General features: G+C 62.6%; 19 protein-coding genes. 5 read left to right on the top strand and 14 right to left on the bottom strand.

Features of this window, described 5'->3' with window-relative positions; translation table 11 throughout:
• Positions 1-79: 79 nt before the first annotated feature.
• Entirely contained in the window at positions 80-520 is a 441-nt protein-coding gene (locus AB4O16_RS07395; RefSeq protein ID WP_046043133.1) for a carboxymuconolactone decarboxylase family protein, read from the top strand.
• A gap of 12 nt (positions 521-532) precedes the next feature.
• Here the strand turns inward: AB4O16_RS07395 and AB4O16_RS07390 are convergent, their stop codons facing one another.
• The 3 genes from AB4O16_RS07390 to AB4O16_RS07380 are packed head-to-tail and all read right to left on the bottom strand — an operon-like array spanning position 533 to position 4,106.
• Positions 533-2,125 (bottom strand): DHA2 family efflux MFS transporter permease subunit, encoded by a 1,593-nt coding sequence (locus AB4O16_RS07390; RefSeq protein WP_460157411.1) that lies wholly within the window; start codon positions 2,123-2,125, stop codon positions 533-535.
• Positions 2,122-3,243 carry an HlyD family secretion protein gene (locus tag AB4O16_RS07385; protein ID WP_460157410.1) on the bottom strand — a complete coding sequence of 374 codons (1,122 nt, stop codon included), beginning with the start codon at positions 3,241-3,243 and terminating at the stop codon, positions 2,122-2,124. Before AB4O16_RS07385 ends, AB4O16_RS07390 begins: the two co-directional genes overlap by 4 nt.
• 38 nt (positions 3,244-3,281) lie before the next feature.
• A complete protein-coding gene (locus tag AB4O16_RS07380) occupies positions 3,282-4,106 on the bottom strand; it encodes an AraC family transcriptional regulator (RefSeq protein WP_160387664.1) in 825 nt (274 codons plus the stop codon).
• Positions 4,107-4,205: 99 nt separating this feature from the next.
• Between AB4O16_RS07380 and AB4O16_RS07375 the strand changes: the two genes are divergently transcribed.
• Positions 4,206-5,327 carry an MFS transporter gene (locus AB4O16_RS07375; RefSeq protein ID WP_460157409.1) on the top strand — a complete coding sequence of 374 codons (1,122 nt, stop codon included), beginning with the start codon at positions 4,206-4,208 and terminating at the stop codon, positions 5,325-5,327.
• Between the two features lie 151 nt (positions 5,328-5,478).
• Here the strand turns inward: AB4O16_RS07375 and AB4O16_RS07370 are convergent, their stop codons facing one another.
• A complete protein-coding gene (locus tag AB4O16_RS07370) occupies positions 5,479-6,660 on the bottom strand; it encodes an acetyl-CoA C-acyltransferase family protein (protein ID WP_008049801.1) in 1,182 nt (393 codons plus the stop codon).
• The gene (locus AB4O16_RS07365; RefSeq protein ID WP_460157408.1) at positions 6,657-7,439 is read right to left on the bottom strand and encodes an enoyl-CoA hydratase-related protein; all 783 of its coding nucleotides are present in this window, start codon (positions 7,437-7,439) and stop codon (positions 6,657-6,659) included. Before AB4O16_RS07365 ends, AB4O16_RS07370 begins: the two co-directional genes overlap by 4 nt.
• Before the next feature lie 214 nt (positions 7,440-7,653).
• On the opposite strand from AB4O16_RS07365, the gene AB4O16_RS07360 reads away from it, so the two are divergent.
• Genes AB4O16_RS07360 through AB4O16_RS07350 form a run of 3 tightly spaced genes read left to right on the top strand, consistent with a single transcriptional unit; the run spans position 7,654 to position 11,125 of the window.
• On the top strand, positions 7,654-8,760 hold the full coding sequence (locus tag AB4O16_RS07360; RefSeq protein WP_160387655.1) for a polyamine ABC transporter substrate-binding protein: 1,107 nt from the start codon (positions 7,654-7,656) through the stop codon (positions 8,758-8,760).
• A gap of 41 nt (positions 8,761-8,801) precedes the next feature.
• Entirely contained in the window at positions 8,802-10,220 is a 1,419-nt protein-coding gene (locus AB4O16_RS07355) for an aminotransferase (protein WP_460157407.1), read from the top strand.
• The gene (locus tag AB4O16_RS07350; RefSeq protein ID WP_460157406.1) at positions 10,217-11,125 is read left to right on the top strand and encodes a helix-turn-helix domain-containing protein; all 909 of its coding nucleotides are present in this window, start codon (positions 10,217-10,219) and stop codon (positions 11,123-11,125) included. Before AB4O16_RS07355 ends, AB4O16_RS07350 begins: the two co-directional genes overlap by 4 nt.
• A 221-nt stretch (positions 11,126-11,346) precedes the next feature.
• Here AB4O16_RS07350 and paaZ read toward each other — a convergent pair whose 3' ends face one another.
• The 9 genes from paaZ to paaA form a co-directional block, all read right to left on the bottom strand.
• On the bottom strand, positions 11,347-13,401 hold the full coding sequence (gene paaZ, locus AB4O16_RS07345; protein ID WP_460157405.1) for a phenylacetic acid degradation bifunctional protein PaaZ: 2,055 nt from the start codon (positions 13,399-13,401) through the stop codon (positions 11,347-11,349).
• 58 nt (positions 13,402-13,459) lie between these two features.
• Positions 13,460-14,713 carry an OprD family porin gene (locus AB4O16_RS07340; RefSeq protein WP_460157404.1) on the bottom strand — a complete coding sequence of 418 codons (1,254 nt, stop codon included), beginning with the start codon at positions 14,711-14,713 and terminating at the stop codon, positions 13,460-13,462.
• Positions 14,714-14,746: 33 nt separating this feature from the next.
• Positions 14,747-16,393 carry a cation acetate symporter gene (locus AB4O16_RS07335; protein ID WP_460157403.1) on the bottom strand — a complete coding sequence of 549 codons (1,647 nt, stop codon included), beginning with the start codon at positions 16,391-16,393 and terminating at the stop codon, positions 14,747-14,749.
• The gene (locus AB4O16_RS07330; RefSeq protein ID WP_160387643.1) at positions 16,390-16,698 is read right to left on the bottom strand and encodes a DUF485 domain-containing protein; all 309 of its coding nucleotides are present in this window, start codon (positions 16,696-16,698) and stop codon (positions 16,390-16,392) included. The genes AB4O16_RS07335 and AB4O16_RS07330 overlap by 4 nt, the downstream gene beginning before the upstream one ends.
• Before the next feature lie 181 nt (positions 16,699-16,879).
• Positions 16,880-17,956 carry a 1,2-phenylacetyl-CoA epoxidase subunit PaaE gene (paaE, locus tag AB4O16_RS07325; RefSeq protein WP_460157402.1) on the bottom strand — a complete coding sequence of 359 codons (1,077 nt, stop codon included), beginning with the start codon at positions 17,954-17,956 and terminating at the stop codon, positions 16,880-16,882.
• A gap of 34 nt (positions 17,957-17,990) precedes the next feature.
• Positions 17,991-18,524 (bottom strand): 1,2-phenylacetyl-CoA epoxidase subunit PaaD, encoded by a 534-nt coding sequence (paaD, locus tag AB4O16_RS07320; protein ID WP_160387639.1) that lies wholly within the window; start codon positions 18,522-18,524, stop codon positions 17,991-17,993.
• Positions 18,511-19,272, bottom strand: coding sequence for a 1,2-phenylacetyl-CoA epoxidase subunit PaaC (gene paaC, locus AB4O16_RS07315; RefSeq protein ID WP_160387637.1), 762 nt, complete (start codon positions 19,270-19,272; stop codon positions 18,511-18,513). The genes paaD and paaC overlap by 14 nt, the downstream gene beginning before the upstream one ends.
• A gap of 8 nt (positions 19,273-19,280) precedes the next feature.
• Positions 19,281-19,562, bottom strand: coding sequence for a 1,2-phenylacetyl-CoA epoxidase subunit PaaB (gene paaB, locus AB4O16_RS07310; RefSeq protein WP_007943393.1), 282 nt, complete (start codon positions 19,560-19,562; stop codon positions 19,281-19,283).
• Positions 19,563-19,590: 28 nt separating this feature from the next.
• Positions 19,591-20,580: a 1,2-phenylacetyl-CoA epoxidase subunit PaaA gene (gene paaA / locus AB4O16_RS07305; protein ID WP_160387636.1), complete on the bottom strand. Its 990-nt coding sequence runs from the start codon at positions 20,578-20,580 to the stop codon at positions 19,591-19,593.
• Positions 20,581-20,739 lie beyond the last annotated feature (159 nt).

Below are 20,739 nucleotides of genomic sequence, written 5' to 3'. Positions count from 1 at the left end.
CTTCTGCAAGATTGGCTATTTGTGCAGACCGGTCGCGGGACTAACTTAGTGACACACCCATTTGCCCTGGAAACACACCATGAAAACCCGTATCGATTTCTACACCGCGTCCCCTGATGCCCTCAAAGCGATGATCGCTCTGGAAACCGCAGTGTCGAAACTGCCGCTGGAAAAAAACCTGATCGAACTGGTCAAGCTGCGTACTTCGCAAATCAACGGCTGCGCCTTCTGCCTGGACATGCACAGTGCCGACGCGCGCAAGGGCGGTGAATCCGAGCGGCGTCTGGCCACGTTGTCGGCCTGGCGCGAAACGCCGTTCTTTACCGAACGTGAACGCGCCGCACTGGCCTGGACCGAATCCCTGACCCTGATCAGCCAGACCCATGCCCCGGACGAAGACTATGAACTGGCTACCGCCCAGTTCGATGCCAAGGAAATGGTCGACCTGACCGTCGCCATCACCACCATCAACGCCTGGAACCGCCTGGCCATCGGCTTCCGCAAAATGCCTCAGGCCTGACCCGCACACGCATCAATGCGCATCGGCGCTCGGCGCGGCCGGTGGTTGCACCTTGCGCATCAAGGGGACCATCGCCGTGGCGATGACGAAGCACACTCCGATCATCAGAAACGCGTCGCCATAGGTTTGTGTCTGGGCTTCGCGGTAGGTCAGCAGCCACAGATGATGCAGGCTGGCGGTGACCCCGGCGTCACCGCTCTGGCCGAGGGCGGCGAAGTTGTTGCCGACCTGGGATAGCCACTGGTTGAGCGCCTCGTTGGTGCTGTTGAGGTTCTCCGCCAGCCGGGTGAAATGCAGGTTGGTGCGGTCGTTGAGAATGGTCGCGCAGGCGGCAATGCCGATGGCGCCGCCCAGGTTGCGCATCAGATTGAACAACCCCGACGCATGTTTGAGCCGCGCCGGCGCCAGGCCGCCGAGGGTCAATGTCACCGTCGGTGGCACCGCCAATTGTTGGGCAATCCCGCGCAAGGCTTGCGGCAGCATCAACTCCCTGGCCCCCCAGTCATGGGTGATCGGGCTGAAATCCCACATCGATAACGCGAACAGCCCGAGGCCAGTCATCATGATCCAGCGCAGGTCGACGCGGTTGGCCAGAAAGGCATACAGCGGAATCGCCATGATCTGGAACACCCCGGTGGAGAAAACCGCCAGGCCAATGTCCAGCGCTCCGTAGCCACGCACCCGGCCGAGGAACAGCGGCGTCAGGTAAATGGTGGCGAACAGGCCGATGCCGGTGACGAACGAGAAGAAACAGCCAAGGGCAAAATTGCGATCCTTCAAGGCACGCAGATCGACAATCGGATTGGCCACGTGCAGGGTCCGGCCGATGAACGCCAGGCCGGCCAGGCCGCTGATCCACGCGGTGGTCAGGATGGTGCGGTCGCTGAACCAGTTCCAGCGAGGGCCTTCTTCGAGGGTGTATTCCAGGCAGCCGAGGAACAGCGCCAGGAACACCATGCTCAAGTAATCCGCGCCTTTGAGCAGCGACAGTTCCGGCTGGTCGATTTTCACCAGCATCGGCACGGCCACGGCGACAAAGATGCCGGGGACCAGGTTGATGTAGAACAGCCAGTGCCAGGATGAAATGTCGGTGATCCAGCCACCGATCACCGGCCCCAGGGTTGGTGCCAACGAGGCCACGGCGCCGATGGTCGCGGCGGCAATCACCCGTTGCTTGCCGGTGAAGAAAATGAACGCGGTGGTGAACACCAGCGGAATCATCGAGCCGCCCAGAAACCCTTGCAGGGCGCGGAAGGCAATCATGCTCTGGATGTTCCAGGCCACGCCGCACAGCAGGCTGGTCAGGGTGAAACCCACCGCCGATGCGCAAAACAACCATCGCGTCGAGAACACCCGCGACAGCCAACCGGACAGCGGGATCACGATGATTTCGGCGATCAGGTAGCTGGTTTGCACCCACGCGGTTTCGTCGGTGCCGGCGGAGAGCCCGCCGCCGATGTCACGCAACGAAGCCGAGACGATCTGGATGTCCAGCAACGCAATGAACATGCCGATGCACATGCTGGCAAAGGCGAAGACCTTGGTCGCCGTCGCCATGTTCGCGGCATCGAACGGCTGCGCCGGGGCGGCGAGGGCGCGGCTCATGGCGCGCTCGCAACGGCTGGCGCTTCAGGCTCCTTGCGGGTGTCGACTTCAGCGGTCACAGACAGCCCCGGACGCAAGTGGCCGAGCACGCTGTCGGCCGGGTCGAGGTGGATCCGCACCGGCACCCGCTGCACGATCTTGGTGAAGTTGCCGGTGGCGTTTTCCGGCGGCAACACACTGAACTGCGAGCCGCTCGCAGGGGCCAGGCTGTCGAGGTGACCGTGGAACTCCTGACCCGACAGCACGTCGGCATGGATCACCACCCGTTGCCCCGGCACCATGCGGGCCAGTTGGTCCTCCTTGAAATTGGCATCGACCCACAGACCGCTGGCCGGCACCACCGAGAGCAATTGCGAGCCGGCCTGGGCATAAGCGCCGACCCGTGCCCGGCGATTGCCGATCACACCGTCGACCGGTGCCTTCAGTTCGGTATAGCCGACATTCAATTGCGCCAGGTCGCGCTCGGCCCTGGCCTGGATCAGGGCGGCCCGGGCTTGCTGTTTCTGGGTGTCGATCACATTCAACTGGCGTTGCGCGGCCAGCAGTTCAGCCTGGGCCCGGTTGCTTTGGGCCTGGGCCGTCTTGAACGTGGCGTTGGCCCGCTGCGCGCTCTCCACCGAGACGGCGTTGGTGCTTACCAGTTTTTTGTAGCGGCTGTCGTCGTCCCGGGAGCGGGCGGTTTCGGCACCAGCGGCGTCGATGCCGGCGCGGGCCTGGCCGATGACGGCCTGTTGCAGTTGTTCGGTGGCGTCGAGGTTGGCCAGCAGGGCTTCCTGGGCGGCCACTGCGCCTTCGGCCTTGGCCAGGTTGGCGCGGTAGTCGCGCGAATCGAGGCGAATCAGCACGTCGCCGGCCTTGACCTTCTGGTTGTCGGTCACCAGCACTTCGTCGATGTAACCCGCCACTTTCGACCCGATCACTGTGACATCGCCACCGATGTAGGCGTCGTCGGTTTCCTCGATGAAACGTCCGGCAGTCCACCAATGCGCGCCATACATACCGGCCAGAACCAGTGCTGCGATGCCCACGGTTGGCAGCAGCAGGCGTCTGAGCAGGGGCGGTTTGGCGGCAGTCACCGGGGCAGCCAGGTCGGGTTCAACGGTGGGCATGCTGGTCATGGAGGGATACCTGTCAGGGCGGCGGTTAATTATGATGACTATAATATGACGCATGTAATATTTTGTGGCAAATGCTTTATGCTGCCGGTCGTCAGGTCCTGTTTCAGCCAGTCGCCGGGGGTGATACCGGTCATGTCCTTGAAGAAGGCGATGAAGGCACTGTCACTGGCAAATCCCAGTTCAAAAGCGCTGTAGCCGATGTTTCGTCCGGTCGCGAGCAGTTCGATGGCGCGCATCAGCCGCCACTGTTGCCGCCATTGCTGATAACTCATGCCGGTCTCGCGCTGGAATATTCGGCCAATGGTGCGGCCGCTGGCGCCTATGCGTGCCTGCAGTGCCTGAAGTTTCGGCGGCAGCTTGTCGACGGTCGCGAGCAGCGGTGCCAGGCGTTTGTCCGACGGCAGCGGCAGCAGCATGGGCTGGCGGGCCGCGTCGCGAATTTCGCTCAGGCACAGCCCCAGCAGATGGACGTATTTTCCCTGCTGCCAGGCGGTGTCGAAGCGGGCGTGGGCTATCGACTCGAGCACGGCCCGCAGCAACGGGCTGACTTCAATCACGCAGACCTGTTGCGGCAGGTCTGCGCATAACTCGGGGCTGAGGTAGATGGAACGGTAGTCGACGCTCTGTTGCATCACGGCGCGGTGGGCCACACCGCAAGGAATCCACGCCGCGCGCGAGGGTGGCAACAGGCACAGCTGCTGCGCCAGGGTAATGCGCGTGCAGCCCTGGCGGGTAAACAGCAGTTGCCCGCGTTGATGTTGATGCAGGCCCGAATCGTGGTCACCGAGGGTTGCGGCGATGCCGATGACCGGTGCGGTGAAGCTGTCGGGATCGAAATGTGCGTGGGCGTCGAGCCAGGCCATGGGTTGTCCGATTTCAGCGATAAATTGGCAGGGTTCTGATAGTACGACAGTCACGATTTCTTAATCTGCACGGCAATCTCCTTTCAAAGTGAAGCCGTGATGAATGACAAGAAAATCGTGGTACTGGCCGTCGCGCTGCTGATGTTCCCGCAGTTGGCACAATCCATTTACAGCCCGGCGCTGGCGGACATCGGACGGGCCTTTGCCGTCGGGCCGCAGGCGGCGGCGCAAATGCTTTCCATCTATTTCCTGGCGTTCGCGTTCGGCGTGGTGGTGTGGGGGCGGATGTGCGACCTGATCGGGCGTCGCCCGACGATGCTTGCCGGGTTCGCCCTGTACGCCGCTGCTTCGTTGATGGCGCTCGGTGTCAGCACGTTCGATGCACTGTTGGCGGCCCAAGGCCTCGCCGCATTTGGCGCAGCGGTGGGCTCGGTCGTTACGCAAACGGTGTTGCGCGACCGCTTCAAGGGGGTGGCACTGGCCCAGGTGTTTTCGCTCATGGGCATCGCACTGGCCGCCAGCCCGGCCATCGGGCTGTTCGCCGGAGCAAGCCTGGTGCAAGGCTTCGGTTATCCAGGCGCGCCGGGAGGGCTGCTGGTGCTATCGGTTGGACTGTGGTGCTGGTGCCTGCGGGTTTTGCCGGAAACCCGACCTCAGCCTGTGGCTTCGCCGGCGCTGTTCGAGACGCTGTGGCAAATGCTCCGGGATCGCGATATCTGGCGTTCGACGTTACTGGTGGCAGTCTTCAACATCGGCCTGTTCAGCTACTACAGCCTGGCGCCCTTCATGTTTGAGCGGCTCGGGCTGAGTGCGCAAATGTTCGGCTACAGTGGCGTCATCCTGGCCCTGGGCTCCGGCCTTGGGGCCGCGCTCAATAAACGCCTGCTGCAACGAGGCTGGAGTGGTGCACAGCTGATCCAGGTGTCGGGAATACTGATGTTGGTGGGTGCCGGTTTCGTCTGGCTGATGGAGGACAGTGTTCTTTTCGTGCTGGCAATGGTGTTGGTGGTACTGGCCTTCGGCATGGCGATCCCGAACATCCTCGGCTCGGCCTTGGTCAACTACGGTGATCGACTGGGTACGGCCGGCGCGCTGTTTGGGTTGCTGTATTACCTGTTGATCGGTGGCGGGCTGATGCTGGCGGCCTGGGGGCAGGCACTGGGCGCGACCTTGATGGTATGTGCGGTGGTGGCCTGGATGTTGGCGTGGATCAAGCGATAAAAGACCTAGTCATCCCGAGGTTTCTTGCCGCGGCTGCGGTAATGACGGATTACGAACCGTTCGCGGATAAAAGTCATCAAACAATCGGCGCGCGGAAATGAAAAAAAGACCGGTGATCTGCGCGGTCACCGGCCTTTTTTGCGGCTATTGCTTAGACGCGTTCGAAAATCGCCGCAATCCCCTGACCACCACCAATGCACATGGTCACCAGCGCGTAACGGCCGCCGGTGCGGTGCAGTTCGTGGATGGCCTTGGTGGCGATGATTGCGCCGGTGGCGCCCACCGGATGACCCAGGGCGATGCCGGAACCGTTCGGGTTGACCTTGGCCGGGTCAAGATCGAGTTCCTGGCTGACGGCGCAGGCCTGGGCGGCGAAGGCGATGTTGGCTTCGATCACGTCGAGGTCGGCGACGGTCAGGCCGGCGCGCTTGAGTGCCAGGCGGGTGGCCGGGATCGGGCCCAGGCCCATGAATTCCGGCTCGACGCCGGCGTGGGCGTAGCTGACCAGGCGGGCGAGGGGTTTAAGGTTGTTGGCCTGGACCGCGTTGCCGCTGGCCATGACCAGTGCGGCGGCACCGTCGTTGAGGCCCGAGGCGTTGCCGGCGGTGACCGAACCATCCTTCTTGAACGCCGGCTTCATCGCCGCCAGCTGTTCCAGGGACGTGGCGCGTGGGTGCTCGTCGACGCTGAACAGTTTGACGCCTTTACGATCCTGGATTTCCACGGTCGCGATCTGCTCGCTGAAGTAGCCGTTGGCAATCGCGTGGGCCGCGCGTTTCTGGTCTTCCAGCGCCAGGGCGTCCTGCATTTCGCGGGTGATGCCGTTGCGCGCGGCGACGTTCTCGGCGGTGATGCCCATGTGGATGCCATGGAACGGGTCATGCAGGATGCCGAGCATGTAGTCGATGACCTGGGCGTTGCCCATGCGCGAACCCCAACGGGCGGACGGCATCAGGTACGGGCCGCGGCTCATGGATTCGGCGCCGGCACCGACGACGATGTCGGCATCGCCGAGCATCAGGGTCTGGGCGGCGTTGATGATCGCCTGCAGGCCCGAACCGCACAGGCGGTTGACGTTGTAGGCCGGGGTTTCCTTCGGGATGCCGGCGTTCATCGCCGCGACGCGGGAGATGTAGGCATCGCGGGTTTCGGTCGGGATCACGTTGCCCATTACCAGATGGCCGACGAGTGCCGGGTCCACGGCGGCCCGCTCCAGGGCGGCTTTCACGGCCGTGGTCGCGAGGTCGGCCAGTGGCACGTCCTTGAGCGAACCGCCGAAGGTACCGATGGCGGTACGGGCGGCGCTGACGACGTAGATTTCTGGAGTGTTCATGACTGGTTTCCTTTCGGTGGATTCTTGTCTGTACTGCGATTGAGCAGGGCGTTCAAGGCGGTTTTCGCCTCGTCGGTGTTCAGGCGCTGAATGAACAGCGTGTTTTCTTCGCGCAGGGTGGCTTCCAGTTCGGCCAGGGACCCCTGTTTCATCAACTGACGGGACTGGCGCAAGGCTTGTTGCGGCATGGCCAGAAAGCGCTGAGCGATCTTGAGGGCCGCTGCCAGGCATTGCTCGCCGTCGTCAAACGCTTCGTTGGCAATGCCCCAATTGACCGCTTCGTTGCCGTCCAGGCCGTTGCCCAACAGCAGCAGGCTCGCAGCGCGGGCATGGCCGAGGCGGCGTGGCAGCAGCAGGCTGGCGCCGAACTCCGGGCACAGGCCGATGTTGACGAACGGCATGCGCAGCTTGGCGTTGCGGGTGACCAGCACCTGGTCGCAATGCAGCAGCAATGTAGTGCCGATGCCGATGGCCGCTCCGCAGACTGCCGCGATCAGCGGTTTTTGCAGGCGCGTGACGACTTTCATCAAGTGGAACGCCGGGGCGTCCAGATGAGTCGGCGGATTCTGCAGGAAGTCCACCAGGTCATTGCCGCTGGTGAAGCAGGTCGGGCCGCCCGTGATGATGATCACGCCGGTCTGCTCGTCTTCGTCGGCGGCCTGCAGCAGGTCGGCCAGTCGCGTGTACATGGCGTTGTTCAGCGCGTTGAGCTTGTCCGGGCGGTCGATGGTCAGCGTCAACACGCCGTCGCGTTGCTCGTGTTTGATCAAATCTGTCATCGCAGGCTCCGCAGGGTCGGTTCAGGCTGCCACTTTAAGCGCCGGACCCACCCCGATCTATGGCAAAACGGTTCAACTGCGCTGCCGCTTTTTGCCATGCCGGTGTGCCAAAAACGACACACACCCATTCGGGGTATGGTTGCGCCGGCTGAATCGACCAATAGTGAGGGCATCCGCTCATCCAGAGCCGAACTCGCTATAAGGTGCATTTGCTATGGGCAAGACACTGCTTAAGGTGATTTCCAGTCTGTTTGTTGTACCGCTGACATTGAACGCCTACGCCGCTCAAGTGGACGGCGGCAATACGCTGCGGCTGTACAACTGGGCGGACTACATCGGTGAAAAAACCATCGCCGATTTCGAAAAGGCCACCGGTATCAAGGTGGTCTACGACACTTTCGATTCGTATGAAACGGTGCAGGCCAAATTGCTCACCGGCCATTCCGGTTATGACCTGATCGTGTTGAATGCCTCCCTGGCGCCGCCGCTGATCAAGGCCAAGGTGTTCCAGCCGCTGGATAAAAAGCAGTTGCCGGGCTGGACCAACCTGGATCCGCAGATCCTCGAGGACCTGCAGGGCTATGACCCGGGCACCCAGTACTCTGCGCCGTACACCTGGGGCAGCAACGGCGTGACCTACAACGTCGACAAGATCAAGGAGCGCATGCCGGACGCGCCGATCGGCTCGCTGGCGATGATCTTCGACCCGAAAATCGTCTCGCGCTTCGCCGATTGCGGCGTGACCCTGCTCGATGCGCCGACTGAAGTCATCCCCATGGCCTTGACTTACCTGGGGCGCGACCCGAGAAGCGCCGCACCGGAGGATCTGAAAGCCGCCCAGGAACTGTTGCTGTCGGTGCGGCCCTACATCCGCAAGTTCGACTCGGTCAACTACCTGACCAGCCTGCCCAACGGCGACGTGTGCATGGCCATGACCTGGTCCGGCGACTACGCCACCGCCATGGCCCGCGCCGCCGAAGCCAAGAAGAAAATCGACCTGGCCTACTTCATTCCCAAGGAAGGCTCGCTGATCTGGTTCGACAACATGTACATCCCGGCCGATGCGACACACGTCGCCAATGCCCACAAGTTCCTCGAATACCTGATGCAGCCGCAGGTGATGGCCGATGTGAGCGATTACATCAACTACGCCAACAGCAACGCGGCGGCCACGCCGTTGTTGAACGCCGCTGTGCGCGACAACCCGGCGATCTACCCCGATGCACAGACCCGCGAGCGCCTGTTCCCGCAGAAGACCCAGGATGCCAAGGACATGCGGGCGATCACCCGGGTCTGGAGCACCGTGAAAAGCGGCATCTGATTTGTTTCGATCGTTAGTCAATTTCGGTTAGAGGTTTATTTATGGCGACGCCAACACGCACCGTTTTCTCCCCAGCGGACGAGTCCCGGCTGGTCAAGGCCGACAAGGCTCACCATATGCATGGCTATCACGTGTTCGACGAACACGCGGAGCAGGGCTCGTTGAACATCGTCGCCGGTGATGGCGCCTACATCTACGACACCCAGGGCAACCGCTTCCTTGATGCGGTGGGCGGCATGTGGTGCACCAACATCGGCCTGGGCCGCGAGGAAATGGCCGAGGCCATCGCTGATCAGGTGCGTCAGCTGGCCTACTCCAATCCGTTCTCCGACATGTCCAACAACGTGGCGATCCAGCTGTGCGAAAAACTCGCCAGCCTGGCGCCCGGCGACCTCGACCATGTGTTCCTCACCACCGGCGGCTCCACCGCCGTGGACACCGCGTACCGGCTGATCCAGTACTACCAGAACTGCCGTGGCAAACCCGAGAAGAAGCACGTCATCGCGCGGTTCAACGCCTATCACGGCTCCACCACCCTGACCATGTCGATCGGCAACAAGGCCGCCGACCGGGTGCCGGAGTTCGATTACGCCAACCCGCTGATCCACCACGTCTCCAACCCGAACCCGTACCGCGCGCCGGACGGCATGGATGAAGCGCAGTTCCTCGAGTTCCTGGTCAAGGAATTCGAAGACAAGATCCTCTCGATCGGCGCGGACAAGGTCGCCGGTTTTTTCGCCGAGCCGATCATGGGCTCGGGCGGGGTGATCATTCCGCCACGGGGCTATCTCAAGCGCATGTGGGACGTGTGCCAGCGCTACGACATCCTGTTCGTCGCCGACGAAGTGGTGACCTCGTTCGGGCGCCTGGGCAAGTTCTTCGCCTCCTATGATGTGTTCGACGTGCAGCCGGACATCATCACCACCGCCAAGGGCCTGACCTCGGCCTACCTGCCGCTGGGCGCGTGCATCTTTTCCGACCGCATCTGGAAAGTCATCGCCGAGCCGGGCAAGGGCCGCTGCTTCACCCACGGCTTTACCTACAGCGGGCATCCAGTGTGCTGCACGGCGGCGCTGAAGAACATCGAGATCATCGAGCGGGAAAACCTGCTGGGCCATGTCGACACGGTGGGCGCTTATCTGGAGGAGCGCCTGGCAACCCTGCGCGACTTGCCGCTGGTGGGGGATGTGCGCTGCCTGAAACTGATGGCCTGCGTTGAGTTCGTCGCGGACAAGCTCACCAAGGAATTGTTTGCCGACGAGATCAACATTGGCGAGATGATTCACTCTCGAGCGCAGACCCGGGGCTTGCTGGTACGGCCGATCATGCACCTCAACGTGATGTCGCCGCCGCTGATCCTGACGTTTGCCCAGGTCGATGAAATCGTCGAGACCCTGCGCGAATGCATTGTCGAGGTGGCAGCGGAGCTTCAGGCCAGCGGTCAGTATGGCGGCCAATGAATTCGCCACACAGGCTGTTACCAAGGGGCTGTACTCCCGCTAGACTGCGGGGCATGAACAAACCAGACGACGATACGCTGATCGCGATGCCCTTCGGGGCATTGCACAAATGGCATGGGGGAATGCGCGAGGCATTCGTCCATATCGATGAGCCCGACGCCCTGCAACACCTGGCGTCGGCCTTGGCGCAGCTGGTATCCGTCGAGTCGATGATGATCAGCCTGGAGCGCAAGGACCGCGCACCGCAGCTGCTGCATCAACGCGGGATTGCCCAGGAGTATCAGGTCTCGATTCTTGAGCGCTATTTTGCCGGGGGCTATTTGCTCGACCCGTTCTGCCTGGCGGTGGAGCAGGGGCTGGCGCAAGGGTTCTATCACCTGGAGGAAATTGCCCCGGACAACTTCTTCGACAGTGACTACTACAAGTCCTATTACCTGAAGGCGGGCTGCTCGGAAGACAGCTACTACATCGTTGATATCGGCAATGACACGAAGATTTCCGTCAGCCTCTATCAGGGCTTCGGCGGCGAATGCCTGAGCGCCGAACAGTTGAACCTGCTGCGCGCCGTGGAACCTCTGGTGCGTGAATTCATCAGCGAATTCAGTCAGCGCGGGATGCTGCGCAGTCACGAGATCCAGTGCGATAAAGACCAGGGCCTGCGCGATGACCTCAAGCACCGGGTGCAGTCGGCGTTCGAGCATTTCGGCAGTGACTTGCTCACCGAGCGCGAGCGGCAAGTGGCACACATGATCCTGCGTGGGCATTCGGTGAAATCCACGGCGAGCCAGATGAGCATCTCACCGGAAACCGTGCGCATGCACCGCAAGAACCTGTACCTGAAACTGGAGGTGGGTTCGCAGTCGGAGTTGTTTGCGCTGTTTATCGAGTGGTTGCGCAGGCATTAGCAGGTAACGCAGATCAACTGTAGGAGCGAGCCTGCTCGCGAAAAAACCAAGAACACCGCGTTCATCCAGAAAGCGCGTGCCATCGTTCACGATCATCGCGAGCAAGCTTGCTCCTACAGTGATTTGTGGGTGCCGCAGATTTTTTATCCAGCCGAGAACCCTGTGGGAGCGGGCTTGCCCGCGATGAGGCCAGCACAGCCCACAGAGATTCCGGATGAGCATCAGTCTTCGCGCTTCACGACCAAAGTCAGAATGTCATAACTCGCCACCAACTCTCCCAACTGGTTGGTCACTTCCACATCCCAAGCCACCACCCCTTGCGGAACGCCCTGCGGGCTCTTCTTGCCCTGGTCGATTTTGCGCTTGCAGGTCAGGCGCGCCTGGATGGTGTCGCCGATGCCCACCGGGTTGATGAAGCGCAGGGTGTCGAGGCCGTAGTTGGCCAGCACCGGGCCGACGCCTGGGGAGACGAACAGGCCAGCCGCGGCCGACAGTACGAAGTAGCCGTGGGCGATGCGCTTGCCGAACTGCGATTCCTTGGCGGCGATGTCGTCGAAGTGCATGTAGAAGTGGTCGCCCGACAGGCAGCCGAAGTTCACCAGGTCCGCCTCGGTGACGGTGCGGCGGTGAGTCAGCAGCGATTCGCCGATCTGCAGGTCCTGGAAGTGGCGACGGAACGGATGCACGTCGGTTTCGATGACCTTGGCGCCGCGCACGAACTCGCCGGTGACCGCCGCCAGCATGGTCGGCGAACCTTGCACCGCGGCGCGTTGCAGGTAGTGCTTCACCGCGCGCAGGCCGCCGAGTTCCTCACCGCCGCCGGCGCGACCCGGGCCACCGTGCTTGAGTTGCGGCAGCGGCGAGCCGTGGCCGGTGGATTCGCCGGCGCAGTTGCGATCCAGCACCAGCAGGCGCCCGTGCAGGGCTGCCGCCACCGGAATCGCCTTGGCGGCGATCTGCGGATCCTTGGTCACCAGGCTGGCCACCAGGCTGCCTTTACCGCGAGCGGCCAGGGCCAGCGCTTCGTCGAGGTCGTCGTAGGCCATCAGGGTGCTGACCGGACCAAACGCTTCGATGTCGTGGGCGCCGCCCTCGGCATGCGGGTCGCGGGCCTGCAACAGGGTCGGGGCGAAGAACGCACCTTTGTCGACATTTACACCACGGGGTTCGAAACCGTCGCGGGCGCCGAACAGCATGTCGCTGCTCTGCAACAGGGCTTCCAGACGCTCGGCCACGTCCTTCTGCTGGTCGTGGGAAGCCAGTGCACCCATGCGCACGCCTTCCACCGACGGATCGCCGACCACTACCTTGGCCAGGCGATCACGCAGGCGAGCAGCGACTGCGTCGATGTGCTTGGCCGGCACGATGGCACGGCGGATGGCGGTGCATTTCTGCCCGGCCTTGGTGGTCATTTCCCGGGCGACTTCCTTGATGAACAGCTCGAACTCTTCGTCGTCCGGGGTCACGTCCGGGGCGAGGATCGCGCAGTTCAGCGAGTCGGCTTCGGCGGTGAACGGCACCGAGTTGCGGATCAGGTTCGGGTTGACCCGCAGCTTGGCCGCGGTGTCGGCGGAACCGGTGAAGGTCACCACGTCCTGGCCCTGCAGGCGGTCGAGCAGGTCGCCGGTGCCGCCGATGATCAGTTGCAGGCTGCCCGCCGGCAACAGGCCGGATTCATCGATCAGGCGCACCACGGCTTCGGTCAGGTAGCTGGTGGCGCTGGCCGGCTTGACGATGCACGGCATGCCGGCGAGGAAGCTCGGCGCGAATTTTTCCAGCATGCCCCAGATCGGGAAGTTGAAGGCGTTGATGTGCACGGCCACGCCACCGCGCGGCACGAGGATGTGGGTGCCGGCGAAGGTGCCCATCTTGCTCAGCTGCAGCGCCGGGCCTTCGTGGACGACGTTGCCCGAGGGCAGTTCACGGGAACCGAGGCTGGCGTAGGTGAACAGCGTGCTGTTGCCGCCTTCGATGTCGATCCAGCTGTCGGCACGGGTCGCGCCGCTGTGGTGGGAAATCGCGTAGAGCTGTTCCTTGCGCTCGCTCAGGTACAGGGCCAGGGCCTTGAGACGCTGGGCGCGCTGCTGGAAGTCCAGTGCCATCAGGCCGCTGATGCCTTGGCGGCGACCGTGTTCGATGGCTTCGGCGAAGTCCGGACGCTCTTCGTGGGTACGGAAGATTTCATGGCCGTCGAGGGCGCTGCGCAGCACTTGTGCGCCGTGTTGGCCGATCCAGCGGCCGGCGATGAAACTTTGCAGGGTAGGGGCGTGGGACATCACGAATGCTCCTGATTGTGAACGGTTATGGCGCGGTCGCGACCGCGCCCTTGCGGAATTACCAAAGCGCCAGGGTGTAACCGACGATCAGCCGGTTTTCATCGAGGGCGGTCGTCAAGCCATCGCCGGAACGGAAGGTCACGTTGCGCCAGCGCAGGCTGACGTTCTTCAACACGCCGCTCTGGATGACGTAGCTGATATCGGTGTCGCGCTCCCATTCGCTTCCATTGTCGACGCTGCCTGCCTTGACGTGGCTGCCGTCGGTGTAGCGGGTCATGAAGGTCAGGCCGGGAATGCCTTGCGCCGCGAAGTCATAGTCGTAACGCAGCTGCCAGGAATCCTCTTCGGCGCGGGTAAAGGTGTTGAACGTCACCAGGTTGACCACGTACGGATCGCCGCCGTTGAGGAACGGAAAGGCACTGTCGCCGGACAGCTGCTGGTAGGCGGCACTGACCTTGTGGGCACCGTGGGACAGGGTGAACATGCTGTTGAAGTTGCGGTTGTCGATGCGCCCGGCCTTTTCCGCGCCGTCACCGCGACTGTCGAAATAACGCAGGTCGCTGCGCAGGTTGAAACCGTTGCCCAGTGGTTGCGTATGCACCAGTCCGGCGAATTGCTGGCGATAGATCTGCTCGAGCTTGCCGTAGTAGTAGCTCAGGTTCAGTTGCGGACTGAACGCGTAGCTGCCGCCACCGAAGTCAAAGTGATCGCTGCTGGCGGCGGCGTAACCGATGTCATCGTTGCTGGAGGAATCGCGCAGGTTGGCCTTGGTCAGGCGACCGGCATTCACCGTCAGGCCGTCGATTTCCTGGCTGGTCAGCAAGCCACCTTCAAAGGTCGAGCCCAGCAGGCGTGTGTCGTTGTAGGTCGCCACCGGCAACAAGGGTTGCAGGGTGCCGAGTTTCAACACGCTCTTGGATACTCGCACTTTGCCGGTCAGGCCCAGTTCGCTGTACTCGTCGTCGGGCTCATGGCTCTGCGGGCCGAACGGCAGCAGGCCGGTGCCACGGCGGTCCGGGCTGGAGTCGAGTTTCAGCCCCAGCTCGCCGAGTGCGTCGAGGCCGAAACCGAAGGTGCCGTCGGTGAACCCGGATTCCACGCGCGCAGTGAAGCCCTGGGCCCATTCTTCGGCCTTGGACTGCGGGGCGTTGTCCTGACGGAAATCGCGGTTGATGTAGTGGTTACGCATTTCGATACGGGCCTTGCTGTCGCCGATGAAGTCGGCCATGGCGCTGGGCGCGACCATGGGCAGACTCAATGCGGCGGCCAGCGAAAACAGTGATTCAAAAGGTGCAGTACGAGCGGGTCTCATTATTTTTATTCCCTGCCAACTGGTCGGTCGTTGTTAGTGATTGCTGGCGCCGGAGGCACCGATGCCGGTCATCGAGCGGATGAACTGCGCCAGGTAACGGCCACGCTCAAGGGCTGCACGGGGCGAGGTGTCGGTAACGGAGAACAGCCATGCACTGAAGAACGCCAGGCTCATGGAAAACAGGGCCGGGTTGGAGTACGGGAACAGCGCCTTGTCGTGATGCATCACGTTGACCCACACCGCCGGGCTCAGTACCAGCAACACAATCGCCGAGACCAGTCCGGACAGGCTGCCGAGGACGGCGCCGCGGGTGGTCAGGCCTTTCCAGTACATGGAAAGGAACAGCACCGGGAAATTCACCGACGCCGCGATGGCCAGCACCAGGCCCGAGAGGAAGGCAATGTTTTGCGACTCGAACAGCAGGCCGAGGATGATCGCCAGCACTCCGATGCACAGGGTGGCGATTCGCGACACGCGCATCTCTTGTTGCTCGCTGGCCTGGCCCTTGCGCATCACGCAGGCATACAGGTCGTGGGACACCGCCGAGGCGCCGGACAGTGCCAGCCCGGCAACCACTGCCAGGATGGTGGCGAAGGCGACCGCCGAGATGAAGCCCAGGAACAGGTTGCCGCCTACCGCATGGGCCAGGTGCACGGCGACCATGTTGCCGCCGCCGATGATCGCGCCGCTGGCGTCGCGGAACGTCGGGTCGGTGCCGACCATGACGATGGCGCCGAAGCCGACGATGATCAGCAGCAGGTAGAAGTAGCCGATGAAACCGGTGGCGTAGAACACGCTTTTACGCGCTTCCCTGGCATCGCTGACGGTGAAGAAACGCATCAGGATGTGCGGCAGGCCAGCGGTGCCGAACATCATGCCCAGCCCCAGGGAAATCGCATCGATCGGGTTGGACAGCAAGCCGCCGGGCGCCATGATCGCGTTGCCCTTGGCATGCACGGCGGTGGCGCCGGCGAACATCGCCTCGGTGCTGAAACCGAAGTGCTTGAGCACCATGAACGCCATGAAGGTGGTGCCGAACAGCAGCATCACCGCCTTGATGATCTGCACCCAGGTGGTGGCGAGCATGCCGCCGAAGGTCACGTAGAACACCATCAGCACGCCGACCAGCATCACCGCGTAGAGGTAGTCGATGCCGAACAGCAGTTCGATCAGCTTGCCGGCGCCGACCATCTGCGCCACCAGGTACATCAGGGCCACGGTCAGGGTGCCGAAGGCCGAGGTCAGGCGTACCGGGGTCTGTTCCAGGCGATAGGAGACCACGTCGGCGAAGGTGTATTTACCCAGGTTGCGCAGGCGTTCGGCAATCAGGAACAGGATGATCGGCCAGCCGGCCAGCACGCCCAGGGCGTAGAGCAAGCCGTCGTAGCCATTGAGGAACATCATCGCGGAAATGCCGAGGAACGAGGCTGCCGAGATCATGTCGCCGGCAATTGCCAGGCCGTTCTGGAACCCGGTCATGCCGCCACCGGCGGTGTAGAAGTCGCTGGCGGAGCGTGTGCGAAGTGCCGCCCAGCGCGTCACGCCGAGGGTGAACAGCACGAACACCAGGAACATGCCGATGGCGTTCCAGTTCAGTGGGCGGGACGCGCCGTCGGCGGCCATCGCGACATCAGTGACCGCTGCCAGCGGCAGCAGGAACAGTGCAAGGAGGCGGTTCATCGGGCGCACTCCTGCTTGAGTTTTTCATTCAGCGGATCGATCACGTTGTTGGCGCGATAGACATAGAAACCGGTCAGCGCAAAGGCCAGCCCGACGATGACGACACCCACCAGCATGCCCACGGTGGTCACGCCGCCGCTCAGGGATTGGCCGAGGGTAGAAGGGGAGAATGCCACCAGCAGCACGAAGCCGAAGTAGATCACCAGCATGGCCAGGCTCAGTGACCAGTACAGCTTCTGTTTGCGGCGAACCAACTGGATGAAATCCGGGTGCTGGCCGATGAGTTCTATTTCCTGGGGTGTCATGACGCGCGCTCCTTTGTTGTTTTTGTTTTGGGTGAAACGGTGTATTCGGGTCGATCACCGGACCCCTGTAGGAGCGAGCCTGCTCGCGATGGACCCGAGATCGCCACGGGGTATCAGGCAAACAGCGTTATCGTTGACGACCATCGCGAGCAGGCTCGCTCCTACAGGGTTTTGTGTTGTTTCAGAGCTGATCGAAATCCAGCACCACTTTGTCGCTGATCGGGAAGGCCTGGCACGACAGCACATAACCGGCGGCCACTTCGTAGTCTTCCAGGGCGTGGTTGCTGTCCATTTCCACTTCGCCTTCGATGACCTTGCACTTGCAGGTCGAGCACACGCCGGCCTTGCACGAGTAGGGCAGTTCCGCGCCTTGCTCGTTGCCCGCTTCGAGGATGCTCATGCTGTTGCGTGGCAGGTCGAAGGCCAGGGCGCGGCCGTCGCTGATCACGGTGATCTGGCTGACCGCCGCATCCACCTGCCGGGCGGCTTCACGGGCGGCGCGCTTGTGCTCGCTGCCGGCGGCGGCGAACAGTTCGAAATGGATGCGCTCGGGTTGCATGCCCTTGGCCTTGAGGCTGTCGCGCACGGTCTCGGTCATTTCCTGCGGGCCGCAGATGAAGGCGGCGTCGAGGGCCTTGACGTCGAGCCAGCGGCTGAACAGTTGCTCGCACTTCTCGGCGTTGATCCGGCCGTTGTACAGGTCGACGTCCTGCTGCTCGCGGCTGAATACGAAAATCAGGTTCAGGCGTTGCAGGTAGCGGTTCTTCAAATCTTCAAGCTGCTCGCGGAACAGTGCGCCGGAGCTGGAGCGGTTGCCGTACAGCAGGGTGACGCGGCTGTGGGGCTCGGTTTGCAGGGTGGTCTTGATGATCGACAGGATCGGCGTGATGCCACTGCCCGCCGCCACGGCCAGGTAGTTGCCGTGGCGAACCGGGTCGAGTTCGACGCAGAAATGCCCGGCCGGCGGCATCACTTCCAGGGTGTGCCCGGCTTTCAGCTGTTCGTTGGCAAACGCCGAGAAGCGCCCGCCGGCCACACGCTTGACGGCGACGCGCAGCTCACCGTCGTTGACCCCGGTGCAGATCGAGTACGAGCGGCGCACTTCCTCGCCGTCCAGTTGGGTGCGCATCACCAGGTGCTGGCCCTGGGTGAAGTGAAAGCTGTCTTGCAGGTCCTGCGGAATCTCGAAGGCGATGGACACCGCGTCACGGGTCTCGGTGCGCACGTCCTTGATGGTCAGGCTGTGAAATTTGCTCATTGTTGTTCTCCAGCTGGGACGGCCGATTCGCCGCTCAGATGCACTTGAAATAGTCGAACGGTTCCCGGCAATCGACGCAGCGGTACAGGGCCTTGCACGCGGTGGAGCCGAACTCGCTGAGCACCTCGGTGTGGGCGCTGCCGCATTGCGGGCAGATCACCTGCGGGCTGTCGCCGAGCAGGCTGCGCTTGCTGGTGCTGCCCTCGGGCGGCGCGATGCCGTAGGCGCGCAGGCGCTCGCGGCCGCTGTCGCTGATCCAGTCGGTGGTCCAGGCCGGGGTCAATTTGCGCTCAAGTTGCGGCGCCTTGAATCCGGCCAGTTCCAGCGCTTCGCGGATATCGCCCTCGATCACTTCGGTGGCCGGGCAACCGGAGTAGGTCGGCGTGACCACCACGTGAAGGTGGCCGGCCTGCCAGTCGAGGTCGCGGACGATGCCCAGGTCGACCACGCTGACCACCGGCACTTCCGGGTCCATGACTTCGCACAGGATCGCCCAGGCGGCGGCCAGGTCGGTCGGTTGAGCCGGCCGGGCGCCGAGGTCGCTGGCGATCAGCTCACCAGGTTGCATCGGGGTACGCTCGTGGCAGGAACTGCATTTCGGCGAGCAGGATGCCCAGGTGTTCGCTGTGCAGGCCCTTGCGTGCATTCAGGTAGAAGTAGTTCGGCGCCGCGGGAACGGGCAGGGTGGCGCTGGTGAAGATCTGCTCGACTTTGGCCTGCCACTGAACGGCGACGCTGGCGATGGCCGGGGTGATGCCGGCTTCGCACAGGCGCTGTTCGCTGTCGTCGGCGGCGATCAGTTCAATGGTGAAGCGCCAGACTTCAGGGATGGCCGCGAGCATGCGCTTGTGGCTTTCCTCGGTGCCGTCACCCATACGCTCGATCCACTCGCCGGAGCGGCGCAGGTGATAGGTCACTTCCTTCACGGCCTTGGCGGCGATCCCGGCGATGCGTTCGTCGCTGGACTGGCTCAGGCCCTGCAGCACCGGCAAGTGCCAGGCGTCATAGAGGAACTGCTTGAGCATGGTCACCGCGAAGTCGCCGTTGGGTTGTTCCACCAGCAGCAGGTTGCGGTAGGCGCGCTCGTCGCGACGGAACGCCAGGTCGTCGGCGTTGCGGCCGTCGTCCAGCAGTTCGGCGGCGTATTCCAGCCAGTTGCGCGCCTGGCCCACCAGGTCGAGGCCGACATTCATCAGCGCGAGCTCTTCTTCCAGTGCCGGGGCCTTGCCACACCACTGGCACAGGCGCTGGCCCTGGATCAGGGCGCTGTCGCCGAGGCGCAGCAGGTATTCGATCAGATCGGTCTTGTTATTCATGGTCGACCTCACATGTGCCCGACTTCGGCCGGCAGCTCGTAGAAGCTGGCGTGGCGGTAGACCTTGTCGTCCGACGGATCGAACAGCGGGTCTTTTTCATCCGGCGACGAAGCGGTGATCAATGCCGAAGGCACGACCCACAGGCTCACGCCTTCGCTGCGACGGGTGTAGAGCTCGCGGGCGTTCTCGATCGCCATGGTGGTGTCGGCGGCATGCACGCTGCCGACGTGCTTGTGGTTGAGGCCGTGCTTGCTGCGCACGAAAACTTCGAAGAGGGTCCACTCGGACATTTCAGTTACTCCACATCAGGTGGCCGGATCAGGCGGCGTTCTTGTTTTGTTTTTTGCGGGCGTGGGCGACGGCGGCTTCACGAACCCAGGCACCGTCTTCAATCGCCTTGCGGCGGGTGGCGACGCGTTCCTGGTTGCACGGGCCGTTGCCCTTGAGCACTTCGTAGAATTCGTTCCACTGGATTTCGCCGAAGTCGTAGTGGCCGCGCTCGGCGTTCCACTTCAAGTCCGGATCGGGGCAAGTGCAGCCCAGCAGTTCCAGCTGCGGGATGGTCTGGTCGACGAAGCGCTGGCGCAGTTCGTCGTTGCTCTGGCGCTTGATTTTCCAGGCCATGGACTGGGCGCTGTTCGGCGAGTGTTCGTCGCTTGGGCCGAACATCATCAGCGACGGCCACCAGAGGCGGTTGATCGCGTCCTGGACCATGTCTTTTTGCGCCTGGGTACCGTGACGCATCATGGTCAGGAGGATTTCGTAGCCCTGGCGCTGGTGGAAGCTCTCTTCCTTGCAGATGCGCACCATGGCCCGGGAGTAGGGGCCGTAGGAGGTGCGCTGCAGCACCACCTGGTTGACGATCGCCGCGCCATCGACCAGCCAGCCCACCGCGCCCATGTCGGCCCAGTTCAGCGTCGGGTAATTGAAGATGCTCGAGTACTTGGCCTTGCCGCTGTGCAGCTTGGCGATTTCTTCATCGCGGTCGGCGCCCAGGGTTTCCATGGCGCTGTACAGGTACAGGCCGTGGCCGGCTTCGTCCTGGATCTTGGCCATCAACTGCAGTTTGCGCTTGAGGCTCGGTGCGCGGGTGACCCAGTTGCCTTCGGGCAGCATGCCGACGATTTCGGAGTGGGCGTGCTGGGAAATCTGCCGGATCAGGGTCTGGCGGTAGGCATCTGGCATCCAGTTCTTGGCTTCGATCTTGATTTCTGAATCGATTTTTTCCTGGAAGGCGCGTTCCTGTTCGGACATTTCCGAGAGGTCCTTGATGCGCTTTACGCCTGTTTCTACTAGCTGTGCGTACATTTTGAGTTCCCGCCTTGAATCTGTTCTGGGGCATTGGGAACTTTATAAGCGATACAGAAATTAATATCAAACGGAAAATGACGTGTCGTATTTGTTTTTTGTATCGCTTTGGGTGGGTGGTCGTTTTTTGGGGGCAGGATGGTCGGTGTACATATCCGT

It is taken from the genome of Pseudomonas sp. S2_H10 (assembly GCF_054668285.1).
Note: the sequence above shows the minus strand (reverse complement) of the source record. Positions and strands in the feature narration are given on the sequence as shown.

Bases quoted from the DNA above. Each gene is read 5' to 3' on its own strand.
- paaB (WP_007943393.1), bottom strand. From the start codon at position 19,562: ATGTCCGAGTGGACCCTCTTCGAAGTTTTCGTGCGCAGCAAGCACGGC.
- paaD (WP_160387639.1), bottom strand. From the start codon at position 18,524: ATGCAACCTGGTGAGCTGATCGCCAGCGACCTCGGCGCCCGGCCGGCT.
- AB4O16_RS07340 (WP_460157404.1), bottom strand. From the start codon at position 14,713: ATGAGACCCGCTCGTACTGCACCTTTTGAATCACTGTTTTCGCTGGCC.
- AB4O16_RS07335 (WP_460157403.1), bottom strand. From the start codon at position 16,393: ATGAACCGCCTCCTTGCACTGTTCCTGCTGCCGCTGGCAGCGGTCACT.
- AB4O16_RS07385 (WP_460157410.1), bottom strand. From the start codon at position 3,243: ATGACCAGCATGCCCACCGTTGAACCCGACCTGGCTGCCCCGGTGACT.
- paaA (WP_160387636.1), bottom strand. From the start codon at position 20,580: ATGTACGCACAGCTAGTAGAAACAGGCGTAAAGCGCATCAAGGACCTC.
- AB4O16_RS07380 (WP_160387664.1), bottom strand. From the start codon at position 4,106: ATGGCCTGGCTCGACGCCCACGCACATTTCGATCCCGACAGCTTCACC.
- paaE (WP_460157402.1), bottom strand. From the start codon at position 17,956: ATGAGCAAATTTCACAGCCTGACCATCAAGGACGTGCGCACCGAGACC.
- AB4O16_RS07360 (WP_160387655.1), top strand. From the start codon at position 7,654: ATGGGCAAGACACTGCTTAAGGTGATTTCCAGTCTGTTTGTTGTACCG.
- AB4O16_RS07395 (WP_046043133.1), top strand. From the start codon at position 80: ATGAAAACCCGTATCGATTTCTACACCGCGTCCCCTGATGCCCTCAAA.
- AB4O16_RS07370 (WP_008049801.1), bottom strand. From the start codon at position 6,660: ATGAACACTCCAGAAATCTACGTCGTCAGCGCCGCCCGTACCGCCATC.
- AB4O16_RS07375 (WP_460157409.1), top strand. From the start codon at position 4,206: ATGAATGACAAGAAAATCGTGGTACTGGCCGTCGCGCTGCTGATGTTC.
- AB4O16_RS07330 (WP_160387643.1), bottom strand. From the start codon at position 16,698: ATGACACCCCAGGAAATAGAACTCATCGGCCAGCACCCGGATTTCATC.
- AB4O16_RS07390 (WP_460157411.1), bottom strand. From the start codon at position 2,125: ATGAGCCGCGCCCTCGCCGCCCCGGCGCAGCCGTTCGATGCCGCGAAC.
- AB4O16_RS07350 (WP_460157406.1), top strand. From the start codon at position 10,217: ATGAATTCGCCACACAGGCTGTTACCAAGGGGCTGTACTCCCGCTAGA.
- AB4O16_RS07365 (WP_460157408.1), bottom strand. From the start codon at position 7,439: ATGACAGATTTGATCAAACACGAGCAACGCGACGGCGTGTTGACGCTG.
- paaC (WP_160387637.1), bottom strand. From the start codon at position 19,272: ATGAATAACAAGACCGATCTGATCGAATACCTGCTGCGCCTCGGCGAC.
- paaZ (WP_460157405.1), bottom strand. From the start codon at position 13,401: ATGTCCCACGCCCCTACCCTGCAAAGTTTCATCGCCGGCCGCTGGATC.
- AB4O16_RS07355 (WP_460157407.1), top strand. From the start codon at position 8,802: ATGGCGACGCCAACACGCACCGTTTTCTCCCCAGCGGACGAGTCCCGG.